At 71.4% G+C, this 26,481-nt stretch carries 20 protein-coding genes; 12 read left to right on the forward strand and 8 right to left on the reverse strand.

Going from position 1 to position 26,481, the window contains the following annotated elements; all coding sequences use genetic code 11:
* The first annotated feature begins 54 nt into the window (after nucleotides 1–54).
* The 6 genes from ACZ4NB_RS20590 to ACZ4NB_RS20615 all read left to right on the forward strand — a co-directional run bounded on the left by ACZ4NB_RS20590 (nucleotide 55) and on the right by ACZ4NB_RS20615 (nucleotide 6,587).
* Nucleotides 55–1,086: a sugar ABC transporter substrate-binding protein gene (locus ACZ4NB_RS20590; RefSeq protein ID WP_467663452.1), complete on the forward strand. Its 1,032-nt coding sequence runs from the start codon at nucleotides 55–57 to the stop codon at nucleotides 1,084–1,086.
* Nucleotides 1,086–2,696: a sugar ABC transporter ATP-binding protein gene (locus ACZ4NB_RS20595; protein WP_467663454.1), complete on the forward strand. Its 1,611-nt coding sequence runs from the start codon at nucleotides 1,086–1,088 to the stop codon at nucleotides 2,694–2,696. Before ACZ4NB_RS20590 ends, ACZ4NB_RS20595 begins: the two co-directional genes overlap by 1 nt.
* The gene (locus ACZ4NB_RS20600) at nucleotides 2,693–3,727 is read left to right on the forward strand and encodes an ABC transporter permease (protein WP_467663456.1); all 1,035 of its coding nucleotides are present in this window, start codon (nucleotides 2,693–2,695) and stop codon (nucleotides 3,725–3,727) included. The genes ACZ4NB_RS20595 and ACZ4NB_RS20600 overlap by 4 nt, the downstream gene beginning before the upstream one ends.
* A gap of 12 nt (nucleotides 3,728–3,739) precedes the next feature.
* A complete protein-coding gene (locus tag ACZ4NB_RS20605) occupies nucleotides 3,740–4,741 on the forward strand; it encodes an aldo/keto reductase (RefSeq protein WP_467663458.1) in 1,002 nt (333 codons plus the stop codon).
* 24 nt (nucleotides 4,742–4,765) lie between these two features.
* Nucleotides 4,766–5,599 (forward strand): amidohydrolase family protein, encoded by an 834-nt coding sequence (locus ACZ4NB_RS20610; RefSeq protein ID WP_467663460.1) that lies wholly within the window; start codon nucleotides 4,766–4,768, stop codon nucleotides 5,597–5,599.
* 196 nt (nucleotides 5,600–5,795) lie between these two features.
* Entirely contained in the window at nucleotides 5,796–6,587 is a 792-nt protein-coding gene (locus tag ACZ4NB_RS20615; RefSeq protein ID WP_467663684.1) for a 3-oxoacyl-ACP reductase family protein, read from the forward strand.
* 82 nt (nucleotides 6,588–6,669) lie between these two features.
* Here ACZ4NB_RS20615 and ACZ4NB_RS20620 read toward each other — a convergent pair whose 3' ends face one another.
* The 6 genes from ACZ4NB_RS20620 to ACZ4NB_RS20645 form a co-directional block, all read right to left on the reverse strand.
* Nucleotides 6,670–7,341, reverse strand: coding sequence for a FadR/GntR family transcriptional regulator (locus tag ACZ4NB_RS20620; protein WP_467663686.1), 672 nt, complete (start codon nucleotides 7,339–7,341; stop codon nucleotides 6,670–6,672).
* A 96-nt stretch (nucleotides 7,342–7,437) separates the two neighbouring features.
* Nucleotides 7,438–8,478 carry a glycoside hydrolase family 18 protein gene (locus ACZ4NB_RS20625; protein WP_467663462.1) on the reverse strand — a complete coding sequence of 347 codons (1,041 nt, stop codon included), beginning with the start codon at nucleotides 8,476–8,478 and terminating at the stop codon, nucleotides 7,438–7,440.
* Nucleotides 8,479–8,688: 210 nt separating this feature from the next.
* Nucleotides 8,689–10,293: a glycerol-3-phosphate dehydrogenase/oxidase gene (locus tag ACZ4NB_RS20630; protein WP_467663464.1), complete on the reverse strand. Its 1,605-nt coding sequence runs from the start codon at nucleotides 10,291–10,293 to the stop codon at nucleotides 8,689–8,691.
* A gap of 13 nt (nucleotides 10,294–10,306) precedes the next feature.
* The gene (gene glpK / locus ACZ4NB_RS20635; protein WP_467663466.1) at nucleotides 10,307–11,872 is read right to left on the reverse strand and encodes a glycerol kinase GlpK; all 1,566 of its coding nucleotides are present in this window, start codon (nucleotides 11,870–11,872) and stop codon (nucleotides 10,307–10,309) included.
* Between the two features lie 46 nt (nucleotides 11,873–11,918).
* A complete protein-coding gene (locus tag ACZ4NB_RS20640; RefSeq protein ID WP_467663467.1) occupies nucleotides 11,919–12,707 on the reverse strand; it encodes an MIP/aquaporin family protein in 789 nt (262 codons plus the stop codon).
* Nucleotides 12,708–12,935: 228 nt separating this feature from the next.
* On the reverse strand, nucleotides 12,936–13,700 hold the full coding sequence (locus tag ACZ4NB_RS20645) for an IclR family transcriptional regulator (protein ID WP_393494469.1): 765 nt from the start codon (nucleotides 13,698–13,700) through the stop codon (nucleotides 12,936–12,938).
* Between the two features lie 260 nt (nucleotides 13,701–13,960).
* On the opposite strand from ACZ4NB_RS20645, the gene metH reads away from it, so the two are divergent.
* The 4 genes from metH to ACZ4NB_RS20665 all read left to right on the forward strand — a co-directional run bounded on the left by metH (nucleotide 13,961) and on the right by ACZ4NB_RS20665 (nucleotide 22,038).
* Nucleotides 13,961–17,470, forward strand: a complete 3,510-nt coding sequence (metH, locus tag ACZ4NB_RS20650; RefSeq protein WP_467663469.1) for a methionine synthase — start codon at nucleotides 13,961–13,963, stop codon at nucleotides 17,468–17,470.
* A gap of 197 nt (nucleotides 17,471–17,667) precedes the next feature.
* Nucleotides 17,668–18,381 (forward strand): HAD family hydrolase, encoded by a 714-nt coding sequence (locus ACZ4NB_RS20655; RefSeq protein ID WP_467663471.1) that lies wholly within the window; start codon nucleotides 17,668–17,670, stop codon nucleotides 18,379–18,381.
* 361 nt (nucleotides 18,382–18,742) lie between these two features.
* Nucleotides 18,743–20,350 (forward strand): ABC transporter substrate-binding protein, encoded by a 1,608-nt coding sequence (locus tag ACZ4NB_RS20660; protein WP_467663473.1) that lies wholly within the window; start codon nucleotides 18,743–18,745, stop codon nucleotides 20,348–20,350.
* Nucleotides 20,351–20,439: 89 nt separating this feature from the next.
* Nucleotides 20,440–22,038: an ABC transporter substrate-binding protein gene (locus tag ACZ4NB_RS20665; protein ID WP_467663475.1), complete on the forward strand. Its 1,599-nt coding sequence runs from the start codon at nucleotides 20,440–20,442 to the stop codon at nucleotides 22,036–22,038.
* 83 nt (nucleotides 22,039–22,121) lie between these two features.
* Here the strand turns inward: ACZ4NB_RS20665 and ACZ4NB_RS20670 are convergent, their stop codons facing one another.
* Nucleotides 22,122–22,793, reverse strand: a complete 672-nt coding sequence (locus tag ACZ4NB_RS20670) for a response regulator (RefSeq protein WP_066975498.1) — start codon at nucleotides 22,791–22,793, stop codon at nucleotides 22,122–22,124.
* A gap of 80 nt (nucleotides 22,794–22,873) precedes the next feature.
* A complete protein-coding gene (locus tag ACZ4NB_RS20675; RefSeq protein WP_467663477.1) occupies nucleotides 22,874–23,806 on the reverse strand; it encodes a RecB family exonuclease in 933 nt (310 codons plus the stop codon).
* Between the two features lie 181 nt (nucleotides 23,807–23,987).
* Between ACZ4NB_RS20675 and ACZ4NB_RS20680 the strand changes: the two genes are divergently transcribed.
* Both ACZ4NB_RS20680 and ACZ4NB_RS20685 read left to right on the forward strand, forming a co-directional pair.
* Nucleotides 23,988–25,250 carry a site-2 protease family protein gene (locus ACZ4NB_RS20680; protein ID WP_467663479.1) on the forward strand — a complete coding sequence of 421 codons (1,263 nt, stop codon included), beginning with the start codon at nucleotides 23,988–23,990 and terminating at the stop codon, nucleotides 25,248–25,250.
* An 82-nt stretch (nucleotides 25,251–25,332) separates the two neighbouring features.
* On the forward strand, nucleotides 25,333–26,364 hold the full coding sequence (locus ACZ4NB_RS20685; RefSeq protein ID WP_467663481.1) for a tRNA (adenine-N1)-methyltransferase: 1,032 nt from the start codon (nucleotides 25,333–25,335) through the stop codon (nucleotides 26,362–26,364).
* The last annotated feature ends 117 nt before the right edge of the window (nucleotides 26,365–26,481 follow it).

A 26,481-nucleotide genomic window follows, 5' to 3' on the forward strand; every position in this document is an offset into this window, starting at 1 on the left:
TCGCCCCGCACCCCGGGGCCGGGGGAAGCGCCCACCACGAGCGAGGGAGCACCCATGAGACTGCGTACGACCGGCGCGGCGGCCGCTGCCGCGCTGCTGGCCACCGCCGCACTCGCCGGCTGCAACCGCGGCGCCGACACCGCGGGCGGCAGGATCGGCATCGACCTGCCCCGTACCGACACCGACTTCTGGAACTCCTACCAGCAGTACCTCGAAGAGGACCTGGACCACGGCGGCCCGGCCGCGCTGCCGCTGTCCAACTCGCAGAACGACATCGCCAAGGTCGTCTCCAACGTCCAGGCGCTGACCGACCAGGGCGCCGAGGCGATCGTGATGGCCCCGCAGGACACCGGCGCCATCACCGCCGAACTGCGGCGCCTGGAGGAGAAGAAGATCCCCGTGGTGAGCGTGGACACCCGCCCCGACGAGGGCAGGGTCTACATGGTCGTCCGCGCCGACAACCGCGCCTACGGGGAGAAGTCCTGCGAGTACCTCGGCAGGCGGCTCGGCGGCAAGGGCCGGGTCGCCGAACTCCAGGGCGACCTCAGCTCCATCAACGGACGGGACCGCTCCGCGGCGTTCGCGTCCTGTATGAAGCGGAAGTTCCCCGGGATCGCCGTGCATGAGCTGGCCACCGACTGGAAGGGCGAGGTCGCCTCCGCCAAGCTCCAGAGCCTGCTCGCCCAGCACCCCGACATCGACGGCGTCTACCTCCAGGCCGGCGGCGCCTTCCTCAAGCCGGTCCTCGCCCTCCTGGAGCAGAAGAAGCTCCTGAAGCCGGCCGGCACCGACGGGCACATCACCATCGTCTCCAACGACGGCATACCGGACGAGCTGGACGCGATCCGCGCCGGCACGATCGACGCCACCCTCTCCCAGCCCGCCGACCTCTACGCCAAGTACGCGCTGTACTACGCCAGGGCCGGGCTGCGGGGGAAGACCTTCACGCCGGGACCGACCGGCCACGGCTCCACCATCGTGAGGATCGAGAACGGTCTGGAGGACCAGCTGCCGGCACCCCTGGTCACCAAGGACAACGTCGACGACGAGAAGCTGTGGGCCAATCAGCTGGAGAAGAAGAAGTAGTGGCCGCCGCGACCCATGACCGGCCGGCGGCTCTGCACGCCGAGGGGATCGTCAAGCGCTACGGCCCCACCGTCGCCCTCGACGGCGCCCACCTGACCGTACGGCCCGGCGAGGCGCACGCCCTCGTCGGCCGCAACGGCGCCGGCAAGTCCACCCTGGTGTCCGTGCTGACCGGCATGCGGCGACCGGACGCCGGGCAGGTCACCTTCGGCGGCCGCCCGGCGCCCGGCTGGGGCGACACCGCCGCCTGGCGGCGCGAGGTCGCCTGCGTCTACCAGAAGTCGATGACCGTGCCGGACCTGACCGTCGCGGAGAACCTCTACCTGGGCCGCTATCAGGGCGAGCGGATCATCCGCTGGCGGGCGCTGCGCGAGCGGGCCGGCCGGCTGCTCGCCGAGTACGGCGTGGCGGCCGACCCGGCCGCCCGGATCCGTGAACTGGACGTCGAGCAGCGGCAGTTCGTGGAGCTCGCCCGTGCGCTGTCCTTCGGCGCCCGGCTGATCGTCCTCGACGAGCCCACCGCCCGCCTCGACGCCGGCGGCATCGACCGCCTCTTCGGCAAGCTGCGCTCCCTGCGCGCCCAGGGGGTGGCCTTCGTGTTCATCTCGCACCATCTGCAGGAGGTCTACGAGCTGTGCGACACGGTCACCGTCCTCCGCGACGCCCGGCATGTGCTGACCGCGCCGGTCCGGCACCTGGCGAAGGACGAGCTGGTGGCGGCGATGACCGGAGAGGCCGCGGGCGCGGCGCGCCGGCCGCGGACGGCCGGGCGCGGTGCCGGGGAGCCGGTGCTGCGCACCGAAGGGCTCGCGCTGGAGGGGCACTTCGCGCCGCTGGACCTGACCGTACGGGCCGGCGAGGTGGTCGGGCTCGCGGGCGCCGCGGCCGGCGGGAACACCGCGATCGGCGAGACCCTGGCCGGGCTGCGGGCCCCCGACGCCGGACGGATCGCGGTGCGCGGACGCCCGGTCCGTACGGGCAGCGTGCCGCACGCCCTCGACGCGGGCATCGGCTACGTCCCCGAGGACCGGCACCGCGAGGGCCTCGTCCCGGGGCGCAGCGTCGCCGAGAACGCCACCCTGACCGTCGCCGACCAGCTGGGGCCGCTGGGAACCGTACTGCCCTCCAGGACCCGCGAGTTCGCCCGCCGGATGATCGCCTCGCTGGACATCAGGACGACCGGCCCCGGCCAGTCGGTGTCCGGGCTCTCCGGCGGCAACCAGCAGAAGGTCGTGATCGCCCGTGCGCTGGCCCGCGACCCGGCGGTGCTGGTCGCCGTCCGGCCCACCAACGGGGTGGACGTCAAGTCCAAGGACGCGCTGCTGGGCGTCGTACGGGAGGTCGCGGACGGCGGCAGCGGCGCCCTGCTGGTCTCCGACGAGCTGGACGATCTGCGGGTCTGCGACCGGGTGCTGGCCGTGTTCCGCGGCCGGGTGACCGCCGAGTTCGGCCGCGGCTGGCACGACCACGAACTGGTCGCCGCCATGGAGGGCGTACGGGGCGACGGCGGCCGGCGGACCACCGAGGACGGCACCACCGAGGACGGCACCACCGAGGACGGCACCACCGAGGACGGCACCACCGAGGAGACCGAAGGGACCGCGCCATGACCGAGACCGCCTCGCCTCCGGCCGACGACGTGCTGGACACCGCGCCGGTGCGCCGCCGGCCCCGGATCGATCCGGCCCGCTGGCGGGACCTCTCCCTGGTGCCGGTGATCTTCGTACTGGGCGTCATCGGCTTCATCGTCTCGCCGGCGTTCCTGACCCGGGACAACCTCGTCGGCGTCGTCCAGCAGTCCACGGAGCTGGGCCTGCTGGTGCTCGGCGAGGCGCTGATCCTGATCAGCGGGCGGATGGACCTGTCGCTGGAGTCCACCATCGGCCTGGCGCCGGTGCTCGCGCTGTGGCTGGTGATGCCCGCGCACGGCGCCCGGTTCGCCGGGCTGGGGCTGCTCCCCGCCTGGACGGCGATCCCGCTGTGCCTGGCCGTGGGCGCGGCGGTCGGCGCCGTCAACGGCTTCCTCATCCTCACCCTCAGGGTCAACGGATTCATCGCCACCCTCGGCATGCTCACCATGCTGCGCGGTCTGCAAGTGGGCATCTCCGAGGGCCGGTCGATCGGCGACGTCCCGGAGTCCTTCGCCTACCTGGGCAAGGCCGACTGGCTGGGCGTCCCGGCCGCGGTCTGGATCTGCCTGGCCCTCTTCGCGCTCGGCGGCGCGGCCCTGGGCTACCTCCGGCACGGCCGGGCGCTGTACGCGATCGGCGGCAACCCGGAGGCGGCCCGCGCGGCCGGCGTACGGGTGGACCGGATCACCTGGATCGTGCTGGCCGTCGGCGGGGTGCTCGCCGCCTTCGCCGGCATCCTCTACACCGGGCACTACGGCGCGGTCTCCGCGAGCCAGGGCAACGGCTGGATCTTCCAGGTGTTCGCCGCCGCGGTGATCGGCGGCATCAGCCTCAAGGGCGGCCGGGGCACCCTCTTCGGCGCGCTGACGGGCGTGCTGACCCTTCAACTCGTCATCAACGTCATGACGCTGGGCGGTGTGCCCCCGCTGTGGACCCAGTTCCTCAACGGCATGATCATCATCGTCGCGCTGGTCATCTCCCGCTTCACCGGCGGCGAGAAGCAGGACTGAGGGGCGACTCGCATGGCGCTGCCACCGCACGGGCCGAGGGAGCTGGGGCACTCCGGCGTCCGCGTCCCGCCCCTGGGCCTGGGCTGCGCCCCGCTCGGCAACCTCTACCGCGCCATCCCGGAGCAGCAGGCGCAGGACGTCGTACACACCGCCCTCGCCGCCGGCGCCCGCTACTTCGACACCGCGCCCCACTACGGCCTCGGCCTGTCCGAGGAGCGGCTCGGCCGGGTGCTACGGGGCCACGACCGCGCCTCGTACACCCTCTCCACCAAGGTCGGCCGCCGGCTGCGGCCGCTCGCGCCGGGCGAGGAGACGGACGGCGAGGGCTTCGTCGACACCCCCGCCCGCGCCCGCGTACGGGACTTCACCCGGGACGGCATCCGCACCACGCTGGAGGCGTCCCTGGAGCGGCTCGGCGTGGACACCGTCGACATCGTCTATCTGCACGACGTCGAGGACCATCTGCGCGAGGTGTACGAGACCGGCTTCCCGGCCCTCGCCGAGCTGCGTGCGCAGGGGACCGTGCGCGCCATCGGGTTCGGCATGAACCACAGCGGAGTGCTGGCCCGCCTGGTCGCCGACCTCGATGTGGACGTGGTGCTCTGCGCCGGCCGCTGGACGCTGCTGGAGCGCACCGCCCTCGACGATCTGCTGCCGGTGTGCGCACACCGCGGCACCTCGGTGGTCGTCGGCGGGGTCTACAACTCCGGGCTGCTCGCCGACCCGTCGCCCGGCGCGCCGTACGACTACGCCCCCGCGCCCGCCCGGCTGCTCGACCGGGCACGTCGACTGGCCGCGGTCTGCGACCGGTTCGGGGTACCGCTGAAGGCCGCCGCGCTCCGCTTCCCCTTCGGGCACCGCGCCGTGGCCGCGGCCGTCGTCGGCGCCGCCACACCCCGGGAGACGGCCGAGAACGCCGACCTGTTCACCCGGGAGATCCCCGACGAGCTGTGGCATACGCTCGTCGCCCGCGGCCTGCTCGACCCGGATCTGCCGCTTCCCCTGAACGAGTGACGCCGACCTCGGAGCCCGCCCCTGATGCGTATCGACGCCCATCACCACCTGTGGGACCTCACCCGGCGCGAGCAGCCGTGGATGGACGGGCCCTGGGCCGACCCGATCCGCCGCAGCTACGCGCTCGGCGATCTCACCCCGCATCTGACCGAGCACGGCGTCGCCGGCACCATCCTGGTCCAGTCGTCGTCCTCGTACGAGGAGACCGCCGAACTGCTCGCCATCGGGGCGGAGCAGGGGCCGGTGGCGGGCGTCGTCGGCTGGGCCGATCTGACCGATCCGGCGCTCGGCGAGGTCCTCGCGGCGCCGCCCGCCGGTCTGGTCGGCATCCGCCACCAGGTGCAGGACGAACCGGACCCCGACTGGCTGACCCGCCCCGACGTGCTGCGCGGCCTGGGCGTGCTGGCCGACGCCGGACTCGTCTACGACCTGCTGGTCACCCCGCGCGAGCTGCCGGCCGCGCACACCGCCGTACGCGCGCTGCCGCAGCTGTCCTTCGTCCTGGACCATGCCGCCAAACCGGCCGTGGCGCGGGGGGAGTGGCAGCCGTGGGCGGAGGCGATCGGCGCGCTGGCCGCGCTGCCGAACGTCGCCTGCAAACTGTCCGGGCTGGTCACCGAGGCCGACTGGGACGCCTGGCGGCCGCAGCAGATCCTGCCCTACGCCCGGCATGTGCTGGAGGCGTTCGGGCCCGACCGGGTGATGTTCGGCTCCGACTGGCCGGTCTGCACGCTGGCCGCCGGCTACGAGGACGTCCTCGCGCTCGCGGAGTCGGCCACCTGCCGGCTCGACGCGGCGGCGCGCTCGGCGGTCTTCGGGGGGACGGCGGGGCGGGTGTACGGGGTGGCGGAGGCATAGGGGGCGTCTTCCCGCGGCCGGGGCGCGGGAAGCAGGGTGCCGCGAGCCGTCGGGTCGCCGTCCGGATTCCGCCGGCCTCGGCTCCGGCCGGGCCGCAGGATCGAGTCGTACCGGAGAGCGCGGCGCCCCGGCGGACCTGCGGGTCCACGGGCGCCGGCGACTCCACCGACCGAGACGAAGGCGACGGGTGACGACGATGACGGGGCATGTGAGGACGCCGACGAAGACCGCGGCGGCGCAGGGCGGCAGCCGGCCGCTGACCGGCAAGGTGGCGCTGGTGACCGGCGGCAGCCGGGGCATCGGCGAGGCGATCGCGCTGCGGCTGGCCGCCGACGGGGCGGCCGTGGCCCTGACGTATGTGAGCCGGGCCGACCGGGCCGAACAGGTCGTCAAGGAGATCGAGCGGTCCGGCGGGCAGGCATGGGCGGTACGGGCCGACAGCGGTGACCCGGAGGAGGTGCGGGCCTCGGTGGCCGGCGCCGTCGAGCGGTTCGGGCGGCTGGACATCCTGGTGAACAACGCGGGGGTCGGGGTGCTCGGGCCGTTCGAGCGGATCTCGCTGGAGGACGTCGACCGGGTGCTGCGCACCAACGTCCGGGCGCCGTTCCTCGCGGCGCAGGCCGCGGCCGCGCATCTGGCCGAGGGCGGGCGGATCATCTCCATCGGCAGCTGCATGGCGGAGCGGGTCGCCTTCCCCGGCGGCACCCTCTACGCCACCAGCAAGGCCGCGCTCACCGGCCTGACCAAGACCCTGGCCAAGGAGCTGGGTCCGCGGGGCATCACCGCGAACCTCGTGCACCCCGGCCCCATCGACACCGACATGAACCCGGCCGACGGCGACAGCGCGGAGCTGCAGGCCCAACTGACCGCGCTGGGCGCCTACGGCCGGGCCGAGGACGTCGCGGCGACCGTGGCCCATCTGGCGGGCGACGGCGGGCGCTACATCACGGGTGCGTCGATCGCGGTGGACGGGGGATTCGCGGTCTGACACGGCCCGGCATGCCGTGCGGACCGGGCGGGGCCGGGCGGACTCTGCGGGCCGGGCGCCCGGCCCCCGCGTCGGTCGCCGGTCACAGGGACGCCCGCAGCCACTGCTCCACGCTGGCGATATGCACCGTGGCCCAGGCCCGCGCCGCCTCCGCGTCCCGGTCGCGCAGCGCGCCGAGGATGGCGCGGTGCTCGGTGAGGGTGCGGGCCACCGCGTCCTTCTGGGTCAGCCCGCGCCAGATCCTGGCCCGGGTGGTCGGCCCCGACAGCCCGTCCAGCAGCGAGCAGAGCACGGAGTTGCCGGACGCCGCGACGATCCCGCGGTGGAACTCCAGATCGCAGGCGACCAGGTCCTCGACCGAAGGGTCCGGCCCCAGCGCGTCCAACTGGCCCTGGAGCACGTCCAGTTCCTCCGTCGCGATCCGGACGGCCGCCATCGCCGTGGCGGCCGGCTCCAGGATCCGGCGGACGGCGAGGAACTCCAGCACCGTGTCGTCGCGGTGGAAGTCCACCACGAAACTCATCGCCTCCAGCAGGAGTTGCGGATCGAGGCTGGTGACGTAGGTGCCGTCGCCCTGGCGGACGTCCAGGATGCGGATGAGGGAGAGCGCGCGCACCGCCTCGCGCAGCGAGTTGCGGGACAGCCCCAGCTCGGCCGCCAGCTCGCTCTCCTTCGGCAGCCGCTCACCGGGCCGCAGCGCGCCGGAGACGATCATTCCCTTGATCTTCTCGATGGCCTCGTCGGTGACCGCCATGCCGACCTCCCCGTTCGTCTCCGCACGGGCGTCCGCACGGGCGCCTTTGCGGACGACCGCCCGGATATCCCGCTCAGACATCCGATGTCTGGCCCATTATGGCCTGCCGCGCCGTCCCCAGCCGCTCTCGTACGCCGCCCAGTCCTCGTCCGTGGCCGTGAAGTCGACGTACAGCGCCGTACCGAACCGCCGGCGGCCCGGATCCTCGCGGCTCAGCCCCAGGCGTACACCCCGGACCGCGGCCCGCACCGTCTCCGCCGACGCGTGATGGCCCATGTCATCGGTGTGGAAGAACGGCAGCCCCATCAGCAGATCGGTCCGCGGCCCGGTCGCCTCCAGCGCCAGCCGGGTCTGCTGCGCCACATAGCCGCCGTACAGACCCTCGGTCGGCAGGGCGGTGTCGTACGACATCAGCGCGATCTGGTCGACGCGGCGGGCCACCTGGCCGAAGAACCGCTGGGATATCCACTTGGGGTGGCCGGTCACCGCCCCGGTGACCTTGTGCAGCTCCGGAAGCGGATCGATCTGATGGACCGCCACGGACAGGATCCCGCCGCGGTCGTGGACGGCGGGCCCGAGCCGGTCCAGCAGCCGCAGATAGTCGGGGTTGTCGGAGTGCAGCGGCTCCACGTCCAGATGGACCCCGGCGAAGCCGTCCGAGAGCACCTGCCGGGCGCTGGCCACGATCGCCGCGCGGGCCGAGGCGTCCGCCAGCCGCAGCCCGCCCCGCCTGCCCTTCTCGTACACCAGCCGGTCGCCGAGCCAGGCGTGCACCCGCACCGAGGGCAGCTCGCGGTGCACCGCGGCGATCAGCCACCGCGCCCGCGGGTAGGCCCTGCGGGCCGGCGGAAGGGTGCCGTCGTGCTCCAACGGCCCGGCGTGCACGTACAGATCACGGATTCCGGTGCCCTCGATCCGCCGCCGCAGCGCCGCCACGTCGGAGGCGTCCCGCCGCCCGTCCACCCAGGCGTGCCCGAGCCAGAAGGCGTCCCGTCCACGCGTCGTGGTCTCCGGGGCGGCCGCCCCCGCGTACTGGGCGCGCAGCGCCGTCACCGCCAGCGTCACCGGCAGTACGACCAGCACGGCGACCGCCCAGGCCGTCCACTTCCCCGCGCGCCGCCATCGTCGACGAACCATCGCCATCCCCCCGTTGATGTTTCCGGTGCCCATCATGGCAGCAGCCACTGACAGTCACCGCACGCCGGTTCCCCTCACCCCGTCCCACCTGCGGCGACAGGCGAAAACGACGGTGGGGCGGCCCCGTGGACCGCCCCACCGTCACTCGGCGTACAACGCGCGGCGGGCACCGGCCGCCCGTCGGCCGCCGGTGCCCGCCCGCCGCCGGCGTCAGCCCGCCAGCATGTCCTTGACCTTGGTCCGGACGTCCTCCGTGTCCAGACCGCGGATCATCAGGGTCGTACGGCGGCGCAGCACGTCGTCGACCGTCTCGGCCCACTCGTTGTCCCGGGCGTAGGCGACCTGCGCCCAGATCTCCGGCGCGTCCGGGTGGATGCGCTCGGCCAGCGCCGGGTTCTCGTTCGCCAGCCGGGCGATGTCGAAGGACAGCGAGCCGTAGTGGGTGGCCAGGTGCCGCGCGGTCTCCGGGGCCATCCGCGGGCCCGGCGTGCCGCCGTCGACGAGCAGCCGGTGCGCGACCGCGTTGGGGTTGGCGATACCGGGCAGCGGCAGCTTCTTCGGCAGCCGCGCGATCGGCTCCATGTCGTCGGCCAGGGGGTGGCCGGGCAGCTCGGCGAGCTTGTTCATGACCGTACGGCCGATGTGCCGGAAGGTCGTCCACTTGCCGCCGGCGACCGACAGCATGCCGCCGCTGCCCTCGGTGACGACCGTCTCGCGCTTGGCCTTGGAGGTGTCGCCCGGGCCGCCGGGCAGCACCCGCAGGCCCGCGAAGGAGTAGGTGATCAGGTCACGGGACAGCTGCTGGTCGCGGATGGAGAAGGCGGCCTCGTCCAGGATCTGGGCGGTGTCCTTCTCGTTGACCGCGACGTCCGCCGGGTCGCCCTCGTACTCCTCGTCCGTGGTGCCCAGCAGCAGCATGTCCTCCCAGGGGAGGGCGAAGGTGATGCGGTACTTGTCGATCGGGGTCGCCAGCGCCGCCTTCCAGGGGGAGGTGCGCTTGAGGACCAGGTGCGCGCCCTTCGACAGGCGGATGGAGGGGGCCGCGTTGGGGTCCTCCATCTTGCGCAGGTGGTCCACCCACGGGCCGGTGGCGTTGAGCACCAGGCGGGCGTTGACGCCGAACTCCTGGCCGTCCAGCCGGTCCTTGAGCTCCGCGCCGGTGACCCGGCCCTGGGTGAAGCGCAGACCGCTGACCTCGGCGTGGTTGAGGACCGTGGCGCCGGCGGCGACCGCCGCACGGACGGTCATCAGGGCCATCCGGGAGTCGTTCATCTGGTCGTCGCCGTACACGGCCACGGCCTTGAGGTTGTCCGTACGCAGCTCGGGCACGTCGCGCTGCGCCTTGGCCGCCGATATGACGTGGCCGACGCCGTCGCCGAACGCGGACAGCGCGGAGTAGGCGAAGACGCCCGCGCCGAGCTTGGCCGCGCCGTGCGGGCCGCCCTTGTAGACGGGCAGGTAGAAGGTCAGGGGGTTGGCGAGGTGCGGTGCGACCTCACGGGACACCGTACGCCGCTCGAAGTGGTTCTCCGCCACCAGCTTGACCGCGCCGGTCTGCAGGTAGCGCAGACCGCCGTGGAGCAGCTTGGAGGAGGCGGAGGAGGTGGCGCCGGCGAAGTCGCCGGCGTCCACCAGGGCCACCCGCAGCCCGGCCTGTGCGGCGTGCCAGGCAGTGGAGATGCCCAGGATGCCGCCGCCGATCACCAGGAGGTCGTACGTCGCCTTGGACAGCTGCTCCCGGGTTTCGGCGCGGCTCGCGTTCGAACCGTGGGCCGGGTGCGTCCCCAGTGCGGGGACGCTCTGCAGGGTGCTCATGATGTGCTCCTCGTCAGCTCTCGTCGTCGTCGAGCCAGCCCATGGTCCGCTCGACCGCCTTGAGCCAGCTCTTGTATTCGCGGTCACGGGTGGCCGCGTCCATGCGGGGGGTCCATTCGGCGGCCCGGCGCCAGTTGGCGCGCAGCTCGTCGGTGCTGGACCAGAAGCCGACGGCCAGTCCGGCCGCATAGGCAGCGCCGAGGCAGGTGGTCTCGGCGACCATCGGGCGCACCACGGGGGCGTCCAGGAAGTCCGAGATCGTCTGCATCAGCAGGTTGTTGGAGGTCATACCGCCGTCGACCTTGAGCGCGGTCAGGTCGACGCCGGAGTCCTTGGTCATGGCGTCGGTGATCTCGCGGGTCTGCCAGGCGGTGGCCTCAAGCACGGCACGCGCGATGTGCGCCTTGGTGACGTAGCGGGTCAGGCCCGCGATGACACCGCGTGCGTCCGAGCGCCAGTAGGGGGCGAACAGGCCGGAGAAGGCCGGGACGAAGTAGGCGCCGCCGTTGTCCTCGACCGTGCTGGCGAGGGTCTCGATCTCGGCCGCGCTGTTGATGAGTCCCATCTGGTCGCGCATCCACTGCACCAGCGAGCCGGTGACGGCGATGGAGCCTTCCAGGGCGTAGACCGTCTGCTCGTCGCCGATGCGGTAACCGACGGTCGTCAGCAGCCCGTTGTAGGAGTTGACCGGCTCGTGCCCGGTGTTCATCAGCATGAAGGTGCCGGTGCCGTACGTGGACTTGGCCTCGCCCTGGTCGAAGCAGGTCTGGCCGAAGAGCGCGGCCTGCTGGTCGCCGAGCGCGGAGGCCACCGGCACGCCGGCGAGCACACCGCCCGCGGTGTGGCCGTAGACCTCGGCCGAGGACCTGATCTCCGGCAGCACGGCGGCCGGAATGTCCATCGACGCAAGGATCTTCTCGTCCCACGCCAGCGTGTGCAGGTTCATCAGCATGGTGCGCGAGGCGTTGGTGACGTCGGTGACGTGGTGGCCGCCGTTTACGCCGCCGGTGAGGTTCCAGATGACCCAGGAGTCCATGGTGCCGAAGAGGATCTCGCCGCGCTCGGCGCGCTCGCGCAGGCCCTCGACGTTGTCGAGCAGCCAGCGGATCTTCGGGCCGGCGAAGTACGACGCCAGCGGCAGACCGGTCTCCCGGCGGAAGCGGTCCTGGCCGACGTTGCGGCCGAGCTCCTTGCAGAGCGCGTCGGTGCGGGTGTCCTGCCAGACGATGGCGTTGTGGACCGGCTCACCGGTGTTCTTGTCCCAAAGGACGGTGGTCTCGCGCTGGTTGGTGATGCCGATGGCCTTGACGTCGGCGGCGGTGATGCCCGCCTTCTCGACGGCGCTGTCGACGACCTGCTGGACGTTGGTCCAGATCTCCGCGGCGTCGTGCTCGACCCAGCCCGGCTTCGGGAAGATCTGCTCGTGCTCCTTCTGGTCGACCGAAACGATCCGGCCGTCCTTGTCGAAGACGATGCAGCGGCTGGAGGTCGTGCCCTGGTCGATGGCCGCAATGAACGGCCCGTGGCCGTGGGAGGAAGTCCCGTGGCCGTGGGAGGAGGTGCTGTGGGTGTCGCTCATGGTGTGCTCCAAGAAGTCTGTGCGGGCGGCGGGGCGGTCGGGAGGCTCAGGCGAACGCCAACTGGTAGATGCCTCCGGCGATGGCTCCACCGATCAGCGGGCCGACGACCGGAATCCAGGCGTAGCCCCAGTCTGAACCGCCCTTGTTCGGCAGCGGCAGCAGCGCGTGCACGATGCGCGGACCGAGGTCGCGGACCGGGTTGATGGCGTAACCGGTCGGACCGCCCAGCGACAGACCGATGCCGACGACGACCAGCGCCACGATCAGCGTGCCGATCACGCCGACGCCCTTGCCGTTGTCGCTCAGGCCGAGCGTGAGGATCGAGAGCACCAGCACGACGGTGGCGATGATCTCGGTGGCCAGGTTCTGTGCGACGTTGCGGATCTCGGGGCCGGTGGAGAAGATGCCGAGCACCGGGCCCGCCTTGGGGGCGGCCTTCGGGTCGACCAGGCCCTCCTCGCTGGAGTGGTCCGCCAGCACCTCGGGGTCGGTCAGATGCGCCCGGAACTGTCCGTAGTAGACGATCCACATCAGCACCGCGCCGATCATGGCGCCGAGCAGCTCGCCGGCCAGGTAGACCGGCACCTGGCTCCACTCGATGCCGCCCTTGATGGCGAGGCCGATCGTGACGGCGGGGTTGAGGTGTGCGCCGGACTTCGCGGCGATGTAGGCACCCGTGAGGACGGCGAAGCCCCACCCGAAGGTGATGGCGACCCATCCGGCGTTGAACGCCTTGGAGCGCTTGAACGTGACGGCGGCGCAGACGCCGCCACCCATCAAAAGCAGAACAGCGGTACCGATGGTCTCGCTGATGAAGATGTCGGAGCTGGACACCCGCGACTCCTTTGTCCTTCGTCCAGGGGAAGGCGAACCCCGGGTCCCTCCGGTGGTCCGCACCCTCCGAGAGGGCGGTGGTCGGTCCCGCGGCAATGCTCACCATAGCGAATATTGTCGTTAGGTGTTCGACAATGCCGACCGACGAACGGCAGTTTTGTTCACCGTAAGAACCCCGTCAAGGGTTCGTTGGCCAAAAACTTAGGTGAACTTAAGGGGTAAAACTGGTCAGAATCGCCCTGCACCAAGATCACGGGACACCGCGCGTGCGCAATCCCTCACAGCAGCGACGATTTCCGGCCGCAGTTCGCCCTCGCGGCACAGCCGCTCCACCGCGCCCGTGACGCCCACCGCACCCACCGGCATCCGCCGCCGGTCGTGGATCGGCGCGGCCACCGAGGCCACCCCCTCCCAGGTCTCCTCCACGTCCGCGGCCCAGCCGCGCGCCCGGGTCAGGTCCAGCAGGCCCTCGAAGTCGCCCAGCCCGGTCACCGTGCGCGGTGTGAACGCCTCCCGGTCCGCCTCGACCACCTCGCTGTGCGCCACCGGGTCGTACGCGGAGAGCACCTTGCCCAGCGCCGTGCTGTGCAGCGGATGCATCGCCCCCACCTCCAGCACCTGCCGGCTGTCGTCCGGGCGGAAGACGTGGTGCACGATCAGCGCGCCCTGCTGGTGCAGCACGCCCAGGTAGACCGCCTCGCCACTGGAGCGGGCCAGGTCGTCGGTCCACACCAGGGCGCGGGCCCGCAGCTCGTGCACGTCCAGGTAGCTGTTGCCCAGCCGCAGCAGCTCCGCGCCCAGCTGATAGCGGCCCGAGACGGCGTCCTGTTCGACGAACCCCTCCTGCTGTAGCGTGCGCAGAATCCCGTGGGCGGTGCCCTTGGCCAGTCCCAGGGAGGAGGAGATGTCGGACAGCCCCAGCCGCCGCTCCCCTCCTGCGAGCAGCCGCAGCATCGCGGCGGCGCGCTCCAGCGACTGGATGGTCCGTGCCATCGGGCAACCTCCGAAGTATGCGGTTCGACAATGCTGAACGATATCGGCCCATGCCGACTTCAGTCAGCGAACCTGCTGTTCTTTGTGAGCGAACCGGAGTCTGCCAACGATCGCGGATAGTGCACGACAGGGGGGTGGTCCGTGCTGTCCACGGCGTGAAACGGGGAACACGTGTACCGGACCGGCAGCTACGCTGGCCGGGTGCGCCCTCTCAAGGAGGGTGCAAAGCCGACAGCCGTCGCAACCACGGGAGCATCTCCATGGCCTCGAACACGCCATCGCCCATCAGCACGTCCCGCGTCGACTCCCTCCGGGAGGCACTCGCCACGCGAGTGGTCGTCGCCGACGGAGCCATGGGCACCATGCTGCAGGCGCAGGACCCGACCATGGAGGACTTCCAGCAGCTGGAGGGCTGCAACGAGATCCTCAACGTCACCCGGCCCGACATCGTGCGCTCGGTGCACGAGGAGTACTTCGCCGTCGGGGTCGACTGCGTCGAGACCAACACCTTCGGCGCGAACTTCGCCGCGATGGCGGAGTACGACATCCCCGAGCGCGTCCACGAGCTCTCCGAGGCCGGCGCCCGGATCGCCCGCGAGGTCGCCGACGAGTTCACCGCCTCCACCGGCCAGCAGCGCTACGTCCTCGGTTCCATGGGCCCCGGCACCAAGCTGCCCACGCTCGGCCACGCCCCCTACGTCACGCTGCGCGACGCCTACCAGCAGAACGCCGAGGGCATGATCGCCGGCGGCGCGGACGCGCTGCTCGTGGAGACCACCCAGGACCTGCTGCAGACCAAGGCCGCCATCCTGGGCGCCCGCCGCGCCCTGGAGGCGACCGGGACCAACCTCCCGGTGATCTGCTCGGTCACCGTCGAGACCACCGGCACCATGCTCCTCGGCTCCGAGATCGGCGCCGCGCTGACCGCGCTGGAGCCGCTGGGCATCGACATGATCGGCCTGAACTGCGCCACCGGCCCGGCCGAGATGAGCGAGCACCTGCGCTACCTCTCCCGCAACTCGCGCGTCCCGCTCGCCTGCATGCCCAACGCGGGCCTGCCGGTGCTGGGCAAGAACGGCGCCCACTACCCCCTGACGCCCGGCGAGCTGGCCGACGCCCAGGAGACGTTCGTCGCCGACTACGGCCTCTCGCTGGTCGGCGGCTGCTGCGGCACGACGCCGGAGCATCTGCGGCAGGTCGTCGAGCGGGTGCGCGGCGTCACCCCCTCGACCCGCCAGGTGCGCCCCGAGCCGGGCGCCGCCTCCCTCTACCAGAGCGTGCCCTTCCGCCAGGACACCGCGTACATGGCGATCGGCGAGCGCACCAACGCCAACGGCTCGAAGAAGTTCCGCGAGGCGATGCTGGCGGGCCGCTGGGACGACTGCGTGGAGATGGCCCGCGACCAGATCCGCGAGGGCGCCCACATGCTCGACCTGTGTGTCGACTATGTCGGCCGGGACGGCGTCGCCGACATGGAGGAGCTGGCCGGGCGCTTCGCCACCGCCTCCACCCTGCCCATCGTGCTGGACTCCACCGAGCTGAACGTCATCCAGGCCGGCCTGGAGAAGCTCGGCGGCCGCGCGGTGATCAACTCCGTCAACTACGAGGACGGCGACGGCCCCGAGTCGCGCTTCGCGAAGGTCACCGCGCTGGCCGCCGAGCACGGCGCGGCGCTGATCGCGCTGACCATCGACGAGGAGGGCCAGGCCCGCACCGTCGAGCACAAGGTGGCCGTGGCCGAGCGGCTGATCGCCGACCTGACCGGCAACTGGGGCATCCGTGAGTGCGACATCCTCATCGACTGCCTGACCTTCACCATCTGCACCGGCCAGGAGGAGTCCCGCAAGGACGGCATCCACACCATCGAGGCCATCCGGGAGCTGAAGAAGCGCCACCCCGAGGTGCAGACCACCCTGGGGCTGTCGAACATCTCCTTCGGCCTCAACCCGGCCGCCCGCATCGTGCTCAACTCCGTCTTCCTCGACGAGTGCGTCAAGGCCGGCCTGGACTCGGCCATCGTGCACGCCTCGAAGATCCTGCCGATCGCCCGGCTGGAGGAGGAGCAGGTCGCCGTCGCCCTCGACCTGGTCTACGACCGGCGCAGCGAGGGCTACGACCCGCTCCAGAAGCTGATGGAGCTGTTCGAGGGCGCCACCGCCAAGTCCCTGAAGGCGGGCAAGGCCGAGGAGCTGGCCGCCCTCCCCCTGGACGAGCGCCTCCAGCGGCGCATCATCGACGGCGAGAAGAACGGCCTGGAGGCCGACCTCGACGAGGCCCTGCGGGACCGCCCCGCCCTCGACATCGTCAACGACACCCTCCTGGAGGGCATGAAGGTCGTCGGCGAGCTGTTCGGCTCCGGGCAGATGCAGCTGCCGTTCGTGCTGCAGTCCGCCGAGGTCATGAAGAGCGCGGTGGCCCACCTGGAGCCGCACATGGAGAAGTCCGACGACGAGGGCAAGGGCACCATCGTGCTGGCCACCGTCCGCGGCGACGTCCACGACATCGGCAAGAACCTCGTCGACATCATCCTGTCCAACAACGGCTACAACGTCGTCAACCTCGGCATCAAGCAGCCGGTCTCGGCCATTCTGGAGGCCGCCGAGGAGCACAAGGCCGATGTCATCGGGATGTCCGGACTCCTGGTCAAGTCCACGGTGATCATGAAGGAGAATCTGGAGGAGCTCAACCAGCGCAAGATGGCGGCCGACTTCCCCGTCATCCTGGGCGGCGCGGCTCTGACCCGCGCCTACGTCGAGCAGGACCTGCACGAGATCTACGAGGGCGAGGTCCGCTACGCCCGGGACGCCTTCGAGGGCCTGCGGCTGATGGACGCGCTGATCGCCGTCAAGCGCGGCGTGCCCGGCGCCGCCCTGCCCGAGCTCAAGCAGCGCCGGGTCCCCAAGCGGGACACCGCCGTCCTGGAGGTCCAGGAGCCCGAGGGCGCGGTGCGCTCCGACGTCGCCGTCGACAACCCCGTGCCCACCCCGCCGTTCTGGGGCACCCGCGTCATCAAGGGCATCCAGCTCAAGGAGTACGCCTCCTGGCTGGACGAGGGCGCGCTGTTCAAGGGCCAGTGGGGCCTGAAGCAGGCGCGTACCGGCGAAGGTCCGACGTATGAGGAGCTGGTGGAGACCGAGGGCCGCCCCCGGCTGCGCGGCTGGCTCGACAAGCTCCAGACGGAGAACCTGCTGGAGGCCGCCGTCGTGCACGGCTACTTCCCGTGCGTGTCCAAGGGCGAGGACCTGATCCTGCTGCACGAGGACGGCACCGAGCGCACCCGCTTCACCTTCCCGCGCCAGCGCCGCGGCCGGCGGCTGTGCCTGGCGGACTACTTCCGCCCCGAGGAGTCCGGCGAGACCGACGTCGTCGGCCTGCAGGTCGTCACCGTCGGCTCCAGGATCGGCGCCGCCACCGCCGAGCTGTTCGAGGCCAACTCCTACCGCGACTACCTCGAACTGCACGGCCTGTCCGTCCAGTTGGCCGAGGCGCTGGCCGAGTACTGGCACGCCCGGGTCCGCGCCGAGCTGGGCTTCGGCGGCGAGGACCCCGACGACGTCGAGGACATGTTCGCGCTCAAGTACCGCGGTGCGCGCTTCTCCCTGGGCTACGGGGCCTGCCCCGACCTGGAGGACCGCGCGAAGATCGCCGACCTCCTGAAGCCGGAGCGGATCGGCGTCGAGCTCTCCGAGGAGTTCCAGCTCCACCCGGAGCAGTCCACCGACGCCATCGTCATCCATCACCCGGAGGCGAAGTACTTCAACGCCCGTTAGTAGGCGCCGGTAACCCTGCGTAAGCGGGTCGGGGTCGTCCGGGGGTCCTCCGGACGACCCCGACCCGTGTCATCGCGCATTTCGGCGCACACCGTCGTACACTGGTCGGTCCGGTAGTGGCCGGTCGTTTCCCCCCAGCCGGGGATGGCGACCGGCCCTTTCGTCCCTCCGGGGACCGTCGCAGTGGAGGTGGATGGATGACCAGCAGCATCCCCGCGGTCGGCACCCGCACGGCCGAAGCCGCGACCCTCCAGGCCGTGTTCCTGGACCTGGACGGCACCCTCGTCGACACCGAGGGCTTCTGGTGGGAGGCCGAGGCGCAGGTCTTCGCCGAACTCGGCCACATCCTCGACGACGCCCACCGCGAGGTGGTGGTCGGCGGCCCGATGACCCGCAGCGCCAACTACCTGATCCAGGTCACCGGCGTCGACATCAGCCTGACCGAGCTCAGCGTGCTGCTCAACGCCGCGTTCCTGGCCCGCATCCAGCGGGGCGTACCGCTGATGCCGGGCGCCCGCAGGCTGCTCGCCGAGCTGGCCGCCCACGGCGTGCCCACGGCGCTCGTCACCGCCTCGCACCGCGCCATCGTCGACCAGATGCTGCACTCACTGGGCCGGGAGAACTTCCGGCTGACGCTCGCGGGCGACGACCTGGCGCGCACCAAGCCGCACCCCGACCCGTATCTGACGGCCGCCGCGCGGCTGGGCGCGGACCCCGCGCGCTGCGCCGTCGTCGAGGACACCCTGACCGGTGTGACGGCGGGGGAGGCGGCCGGCTGCCCGGTCGTCGCGGTGCCCTCGGTGACGCCGATCCCGCCGGCCGTCGGCCGTACGGTCGTCCGCTCGCTGGAAGAAGTCGACCTGCCATTTCTCCGGGCGCTCATCACGGAAAGCCGCGGCGACGTGCACTGAGCGTGTCACCGGGAAAGCCGACGGAACTGAGGGCAGTGGCCCGCTCATTTTCCGTGACGAATACACTGACCGAATTGGCGCATCGCCGGGGTTCCTTGAACGCGTGACGTTTCTCACGTGCCTGGCCGTCGACAGCGCGCCCGGTAGCTGCTCCAGGCCCCCTCTTCGGCGGTTCCTACGGGGGTAAGTGTCCGCATTGGTGGAGCAACGCGCGAAACGTTCCGCCGTCCGAATATCGATCACCCCGCATCGTTATCCAGGTGCCATATCGTTTCAACTCCTTTACGTCTGAGCGCGGCTGGCCGTTCCTACTAATGTCGACGCGAGCAACACTGCTGCGCTGATAAGGAACCTGCCCACGATGAATCGCAAGACCCTGGTGCTGCCGGCGCTGGCCGGTCTACTTGCCCCCGTTCTCGCCGCCTGCGGAAGCACGGACGGCGCGGGCGAAGGCGGCGATCCGATCGTCGTGGGCGTGGCCACGCCCATCGAGGCCACCAAGGCGGCCCCGGCGCCCCTCGACCCGGCGCAGGCCTACGACATCGACGCCTGGAACGTGCTGCAGGGCACCCTCCAGACGCTGCTGCGGCTGCCGCGCAGCGGCACCGCGCCGGTGCCCGAGGCGGCCTCCTCCTGCGGGTTCCGCGACACCCAGAACGAGCAGTACCGCTGCACGCTGCGCAGCGGCCTGAAGTTTTCGAACGGGCATGCCCTCACGGCGGAGGACGTCAAGTTCTCCATCGACCGCATGAAGACCATCAACAACACCAATGGTCCGGTGTCGCTGCTCGAAGCCGTCGACAAGGTCGAGGCGCCCAGCCCCACCGAGGTGGTCTTCCACCTCAACAAGCCCGACGCCACCTTCCCGCAGAAGCTCACCACGCCCGCCGCGTCCATCGTCGACCCCGAGGTGTACCCCAAGGGCCGCCTCTACAGCGGCTTCGACGTGGTCGGCTCCGGCCCGTACACCCTCAAGGTCGAGCGCAGCGGCAACCGCGTCACCAAGGCCCTCTTCACCAAGAACCCCGACTACAAGGGCGGGGTGACGGCGCAGAACGACAAGGTCGAGATGCGCTTCTTCACCGACTCCGCCTCCACGGAGCGGGCGCTGCGCAAGGGCACCGTGGACGTGATGAACCGCGGTCTGTCGCCCGACCAGGTCAAGGGCCTGATGAACGCCCGCGACCAGCACCTCAGGCTGCAGGAGATGCCCGGCCAGGAGATCCGCTACCTCGCCTTCAACACCAAGGACCCGGTCGTCTCCAACAAGGCCGTGCGGCAGGCGATGGCGCAGGTCGTCAACCGCTCGGACCTGGTGCGCAACGTCTACTCCTACACCGGCGACCCGCTCTTCTCGATGGTCCCCACCGGCCTCACCGGCCACATCAACTCGTTCTTCAACAAGTACGGGAACCCCAACGCCGCGGCCGCCCGCAAGACCCTGAAGCAGGCCAACATCACCACCCCGGTGAAGTTCACCCTGACGTACACCACGGGCCACTACGGCTCCAGTACCGTCAAGGAGGTCCGTGCGCTGCAGGGCCAACTGAACCGCACCAAGCTGTTCGACGTCAGCGTCAAGGGTGTCGACAGCTGGCAGCAGTTCCGCACCGACTCGCTGGACGGCAAGTACAGCGTCTACAACATGGGCTGGTTCCCCGACATCCCGGACGCCGACAACTACGTCGCGCCGTTCATCGGCAAGCAGAACTTCCTCGGCTCCCCGTACCGCAACGCCAAGATCGAGTCCCAGCTGATCCCGTCCAGCCGCCAGCAGTCCGACCGCAACGCCGCCGCGGCCGACTTCAAGCAGGTGCAGGACATCATCGCCGAGGACGTACCGCTCCTCCCGCTCTGGCAGGGCAAGCAGTACGTCGCCGCCCGGGATGACATCACCGGCATCGAGTGGGCCCTCAACTCCTCCTCGACGCTGCAGATCTGGGAGCTCGGCCGCGGCGTCGCCGACTGAGCCGGCCGGATCGAGACCACACCGCACAACCCCCGCCGCGGCCTCCCCGCCGCGGCCTGACAGGCACCACCCAGATCGTGAGGACTTCAGTGAGGAAGCGTGACCAGTGGCTGGCCGCCCCGATCGGAGCGGGGCTGGCAACAGCTCTGCTCGCGCTCGCCGGGTGCGGCACGGACGACTCGGGAGCGGCCGGCAACGGCGAGCCCGTGGTCATGGGAATGACGGACAAGGTCGTGGCCACCGACCCCGCCGCCGGCTACGACCCGGGGTCCTGGCTGTTGTTCAACAACGTCTTCCAGTCCCTGCTGAGCTTCCCCAAGGGCGGCACCACCCCCGAGCCGGAGGCGGCCAAGAGCTGCTCCTTCACCGACGCCGACAGCAAGGTGTACCGCTGCACCCTCAAGGACGGCCTCACCTTCAGCAACGGTGACGCGCTGACCTCCAAGGACGTCAAGTACTCCTTCGACCGCACCAAGCGCATCAAGGACAAGAACGGCCCCGCCGTGATGTTCGCCGCCCTGGAGCGGGTCGAGACGCCGGACGCCAAGACCGTGGTCTTCCGCCTGAAGACGCCCGACGCCACCTTCCCCATGAAGATCGCTTCGGGTGCCGGCTCCATCGTCGACCACACCCAGTACCCCGCCGACCGGCTCCGCACCGACGGCAAGGCCACCGGCTCCGGTGTCTACACCCTCAAGCAGTACAGCCGCGAGCGGGCCGTCTTCGCCGTCAACGCGTCCTACAAGGGCCCCGCGAAGGTCAAGAACGCCGGGATGACCGTGAAGTTCTTCACCGCCCCGGAGAAGCTGAAGAAGGCCGTCCAGAGCGGTGACGTCGACCTCGCCTACCGAGGTCTGGCCATGAAGGACATCGCCCACCTCGACGGCGCCTCCCTGCACCAGCAGCACGGCACCAAGGTCATCGAGGGCGGCAGCGCCGAGGTCATGCACCTGGTCTTCAACCTCAAGGACCCGGTCGCCGGCAAGCTGGGCGTCCGCAAGGCGATCGCCTACCTCCTGGACCGCTCCACGCTCGTCCGGGACGTCTACCAGCGCACCGCCGAGCCGCTCTACTCGATCGTCCCGGCCGGCATCACCGGTCACAACACCTCCTTCTTCAACACCTACGGCGACCGTCCGCAGCCCGACAAGGCCAAGGCCGCACTGCGCTCCGCGGGCCTGAACAGCAAGGTGCCGCTCACGCTGTGGGCCACCCCGGACCGCTTCGGGCCGGGCACCGTCCCCGCCTTCGAGGAGATCGCCCAACAGCTCAACGCCAGCGGCCTGTTCGACGCCAAGGTGCGCTCGGTGTCCACCGAGGAGTACGACAAGGGCGTGCGCGACGGGCGGTTCGGCGTCTACGTCAAGGGCTGGGTCCCGGACTACCCGGACCCCGACAACTTCACCCAGCCGTTCTTCGGCAAGGACAGCGTGCTGTCCAACAACTACAGCTCCTCCGAGATCACCGGCCGGCTGCTGCCCAAGACGGCCGACCAGCAGGACCGCGCCGCCACCAAGGCCGCGTTCCGGGAGCTGCAGGACATCGTCGCCAAGGACGTGCCGATCATCCCGATCTGGCAGGGCAAGCAGTACGCGGTCGCCCGCGACGGCGTCACCGGCCTCGAATGGACCCTGGACTCCTCGACCGTCTTCCGGTTCTGGGAGATCAGCAAGTCCACCGTCGCCTGACCAGGCGCCACCCACACGGCGGCGGGGCCGGCCCGGGACATCCCCGGACCGGCCCCGCCGCCGTATGCGCGCCTACCCAGGCCCTACTGCGCGCCCGGGCGCACCAGACCGCTCTCGTAGGCGTACACCGCCGCCTGCACCCGGTCGCGCAGGCCCAGCTTCGTCAGCACATGGCCCACATGCGTCTTGACCGTCGTCTCGCTCACGAACAGGTCCGCGGCGATCTCGGCGTTCGACAGCCCGCGCGCCACCAGCTTGAGCACCTCCACCTCGCGCTCGGTGAGGGTGTGCAGGGTGTCCGGCACCGGCTCCTCGCCCGACGGCAGATGCCCGGCGTACTTGTCCAGCAGCCGGCGGGTGATGCTCGGCGCCAGCATCGCCTCGCCCGCGGCCACCACCCGGATCGCCTGCACCAGCTCATGGGCCGGCGCGTCCTTCAGCAGAAAGCCGCTGGCCCCGGCCCGCAGCGCCTCGACGACATACTCGTCCAGGTCGAACGTCGTCAGCACCAGCACCTTCGCTGGGCCGTCCTTGGCCGGGCCGGTGATCTGCCGGGTCGCCTCGACACCGTCCATCCGGGGCATCCGGATGTCCATCAGCACCACATCGGGCTGCAGCGCCCGCACCTGCTCCAGTGCCTGCAGACCGTCACCGGCCTCGCCGACGACCGCCAGATCCTGCTCCGCCTCCAGAATCATCCGGAATCCCGTACGCAGCAGGGGCTGGTCGTCGACCAGCAGGACGCGGATGGCCACGAGCTCTCCTTCGTTGTGCCCGGACACGCCCCAGGGGCGTCTATCCCCCGGGGCCTGTCTGACGGGTCATCGGGCAGACCCTAGATCGTCTCCATTCTGCCCTGCGGCACCCCGCCGCCGTCCGCCGGGCGCACCTGCAGCGGGTACACCGGGGGAGTGCCGCCGAATTCCGGACAGTGCGCCTGGTGGTCGCACCAGCCGCACAGCTTCGTCGGACGCGGCCGCCAGTCGCCGGTCTCCGTCGCCAGCCGGATCGCCTCCCACAGCGCCAGCAACTTCCGCTCCACGCCCCGCAGATCGGCCTCGCTCGGGTCGTACGTCAGCACATCGCCGCTGCCCAGATAGACCAGCTGCAGCCGCCGCGGCACCACCCCGCGCAGCCGCCACACCACCAGCGCGTAGAACTTCATCTGGAACAGCGCGCCCTCGGCGTACTGCGGCCGCGGCGCCTTTCCGGTCTTGTAGTCGACGATCCGCACCTCGCCCGTCGGCGCGACGTCCACCCGGTCGATGAACCCCCGCAGCTGCAGCCCGGAATCCAGCACCGTCTCCACATACAGCTCGCGGTCGGCCGGCTCCAGCCGCGTCGGGTCCTCCAGCGAGAACCACCGCTCCACCAGCGCCTCGGCCTCCGCGAGCCACCCCGCCAGCCGCTCGCCCTCCGGGTCGTCCGCGAACAGCTCCGCCAGCTCCGGCCGCTTGGCCAGCAGCCGCTCCCACTCGCCCGGCACCATCGCCCGCGCGCCGGCCGCCGTACGCTCGGCCGCCGGCGCGTCGAAGAGCCGCTCCAGCACCGCGTGCACGACCGTGCCCCGGGTCGCCGCCGCGCTCGGCTTCTCCGGCAGCTTGTCGATCACCCGGAATCGGTACAGCAGCGGGCACTGCATGAAATCGCCGGCCCGCGACGGCGACAGCGCCATCGGCGGCCGTGCCTGGCGGCCCTCGTCCGGCCCCGCCGCGGCCGCCTCGACACCCTGCGTCCCCGCCCCGGCCTGCTCCATGCTCCATCCCATGCCACAGAACCCTACGGCCCGCCACTGACAAGCGCCGAACGGCCACGAGCGGTAAGGGCCCCGCAGCGGAGCGGGCCCGAACGCTCCGCATACCATCGACGCCGGACCCTTTCGCCCTGCATGATCGAGATATCAGGCCGAGCAGGGGCGAATGCCGTATTCGATGAGGGGACGCCAGACCGTGGACGACAGCGGGAAGCCGCAGGATCCCGAGGAGTCCGTGCGGCCCCAGCCGCCCGAGCCGTCCCAGGGGGCCGACGGGCCGAAGGTGCCGCCGCCGGGCAAGAAGCGGGGCGGAGGCGGCATCCTGATGGGCCGTCCCTTCGGCGTGCCCGTCTACGTGGCCCCCAGCTGGTTCCTCGTCGCGGCCCTGATCACCTGGGTCTTCGGCGGCCAGCTGGAGCGGGTGCTGCCCGAACTCGGCGCCGCCCGCTACCTCGTCTCGCTCTTCTTCGCCGTCGCCTTCTACGCCTCGGTGCTGGTCCACGAGCTGGCGCACACCGTCGCCGCGCTCCGCTTCAAGCTCCCCGTGCGCCGCATCCAGCTGCAGTTCTTCGGCGGCGTCTCGGAGATCGAGAAGGAGACCGAGACGCCCGGCAGGGAGTTCGTCCTCGCCTTCGTCGGCCCGCTGCTCTCCCTCGTCCTCGCCGGCGTCTTCTACGCCGGGATGCACATGGTCGAGCCCGGCACGGTCCCCGGCGTCCTGCTCGCGGGCCTGATGATCTCCAACCTCATCGTCGCGATCTTCAACCTGCTGCCCGGCCTCCCCCTGGACGGCGGCCGGATGCTGCGCGCCGTCGTGTGGAAGATCACCGGCAACGCTATGCGCGGCACCGTCGCCGCCGCCTGGGTCGGCCGCGCGCTCGCCGTCACCGTCCTCATCGGGCTGCCGCTGCTCACCCACACCGGGGCCCTGGGCAACGACCGCCCCGAGCTCGGCGGCGCCGACTCGCTCACCGACGCCCTGCTGGCCGCGATCCTCGCCGCCATCATCTGGACCGGCGCCGGCAACAGCCTGCGCATGGCTCGGCTGCGCGAACGCCTCCCCGACCTCACCGCCCGCACCCTGACCCGGCGCGCGGTGCCCGTGGAGACCGCCACACCGCTCTCCGAGGCGCTGCGCCGCGCCAACGACGCCGGCGCCCGCGCCCTGGTCGTCGTCGACCCGCAGGGCGCGCCCACCGCGCTCGTCCGCGAGGCCGCCATCGTCGGCGTCCCCGACCACCGCCGCCCCTGGGTGCCCGTGGGCACGCTCGCCCAGGACCTCAAGGACGGGATGCGGGTCTCCGCCGAGCTCGCCGGCGAGGACCTCCTGGACTACCTGCGGGCCACCCCCGCCACCGAGTACCTGGTGGTCGAGGAGACCGGCGAGATCTACGGCGTGCTGTCCACCGCCGACGTCGAGCGGGCCTTCGTCTCCGCCATGGCCCGCAAGGCGGCCTGACGGGGCTCGGCTCGCCTCCGGGGCCGCGCCCGGCCCCGCCCCACTGGTCCGCGGCGCCCCAACGGGCCGGTAGGCTGGTCACATGTCCGAACCGACCGGTGCCGCCCGCCGTCGCGGGCCCTTCAAGGTCGGGGACCAGGTCCAGCTCACCGACCCCAAGGGACGCCACTACACCTTCACGCTCGAAGAGGGCAAGAGCTTCCACACCCACAAGGGAGCCTTCCCCCACGACGAGCTGATCGGTGCTCCCGAGGGCAGTGTTGTCCGTACCACCGGGAACGTCGCCTACCTTGCGCTGCGCCCGCTGCTCCCCGACTACGTCCTGTCCATGCCCCGCGGCGCCGCCGTGGTCTACCCCAAGGACGCGGGGCAGATCCTGGCGATGGCCGACATCTTCCCCGGCGCCCGCGTCGTCGAGGCCGGTGTGGGCTCCGGCTCGCTCAGCAGCTTCCTGCTGCGCGCCATCGGCGACGACGGCATGCTGCACTCCTACGAGCGCCGCGCCGACTTCGCCGAGATCGCCACCCAGAACGTCGAGCGCTACTTCGGGGGCCCGCACCCCGCATGGACGCTCACCGTCGGTGACCTCCAGGACAACCTCTCCGACACCGACGTCGACCGCGTCATCCTCGACATGCTCGCCCCCTGGGAGTGCCTGGAGGCCGTCTCCAAGGCCCTGGTCCCCGGCGGCATCCTCTGCGCCTACGTCGCCACGACCACGCAGATGGCCCGCACCGTCGAGGCGATCCGCGAGCACGGCACCTTCAACGAGCCGTCGGCCTGGGAGACCATGGTCCGCACCTGGCACGTCGAGGGCCTCGCCGTCCGCCCGGACCACCGCATGATCGGCCACACCGGCTTCCTGCTCACCGCCCGCCGCCTCGCGGACGGCGTCGAGCCCCCGCTGCGCCGCCGCCGCCCCGCCAAGGGCGCGTACGGCGAGGACTACACAGGGCCGGGCGGGCGGGAGAAGGCAGCGCCGGGCGGGCGGGAGAAGGCAGCGCCGGGCGGGCGGGAGAAGGCAGCCCCGGGCGGGCAGGACACCGCAGCCCCGGGTGGGCAGGACACCGCGGCCTCCGGGAAGGACCGGGCGGCCGCCGAAGAGCGCGACTGACGCCCCACGGCGGGCGCGTGTGATGCCCCTCGACGGGGGTGTCTGACGCCCCGCCGCGACCGGCCGGATCCGACCGGCTAAACCACAGGCGCCGCCGACGAGTTCCCCCCAGCGGGG

The organism is Streptomyces sp. NPDC026575 (assembly GCF_055567415.1).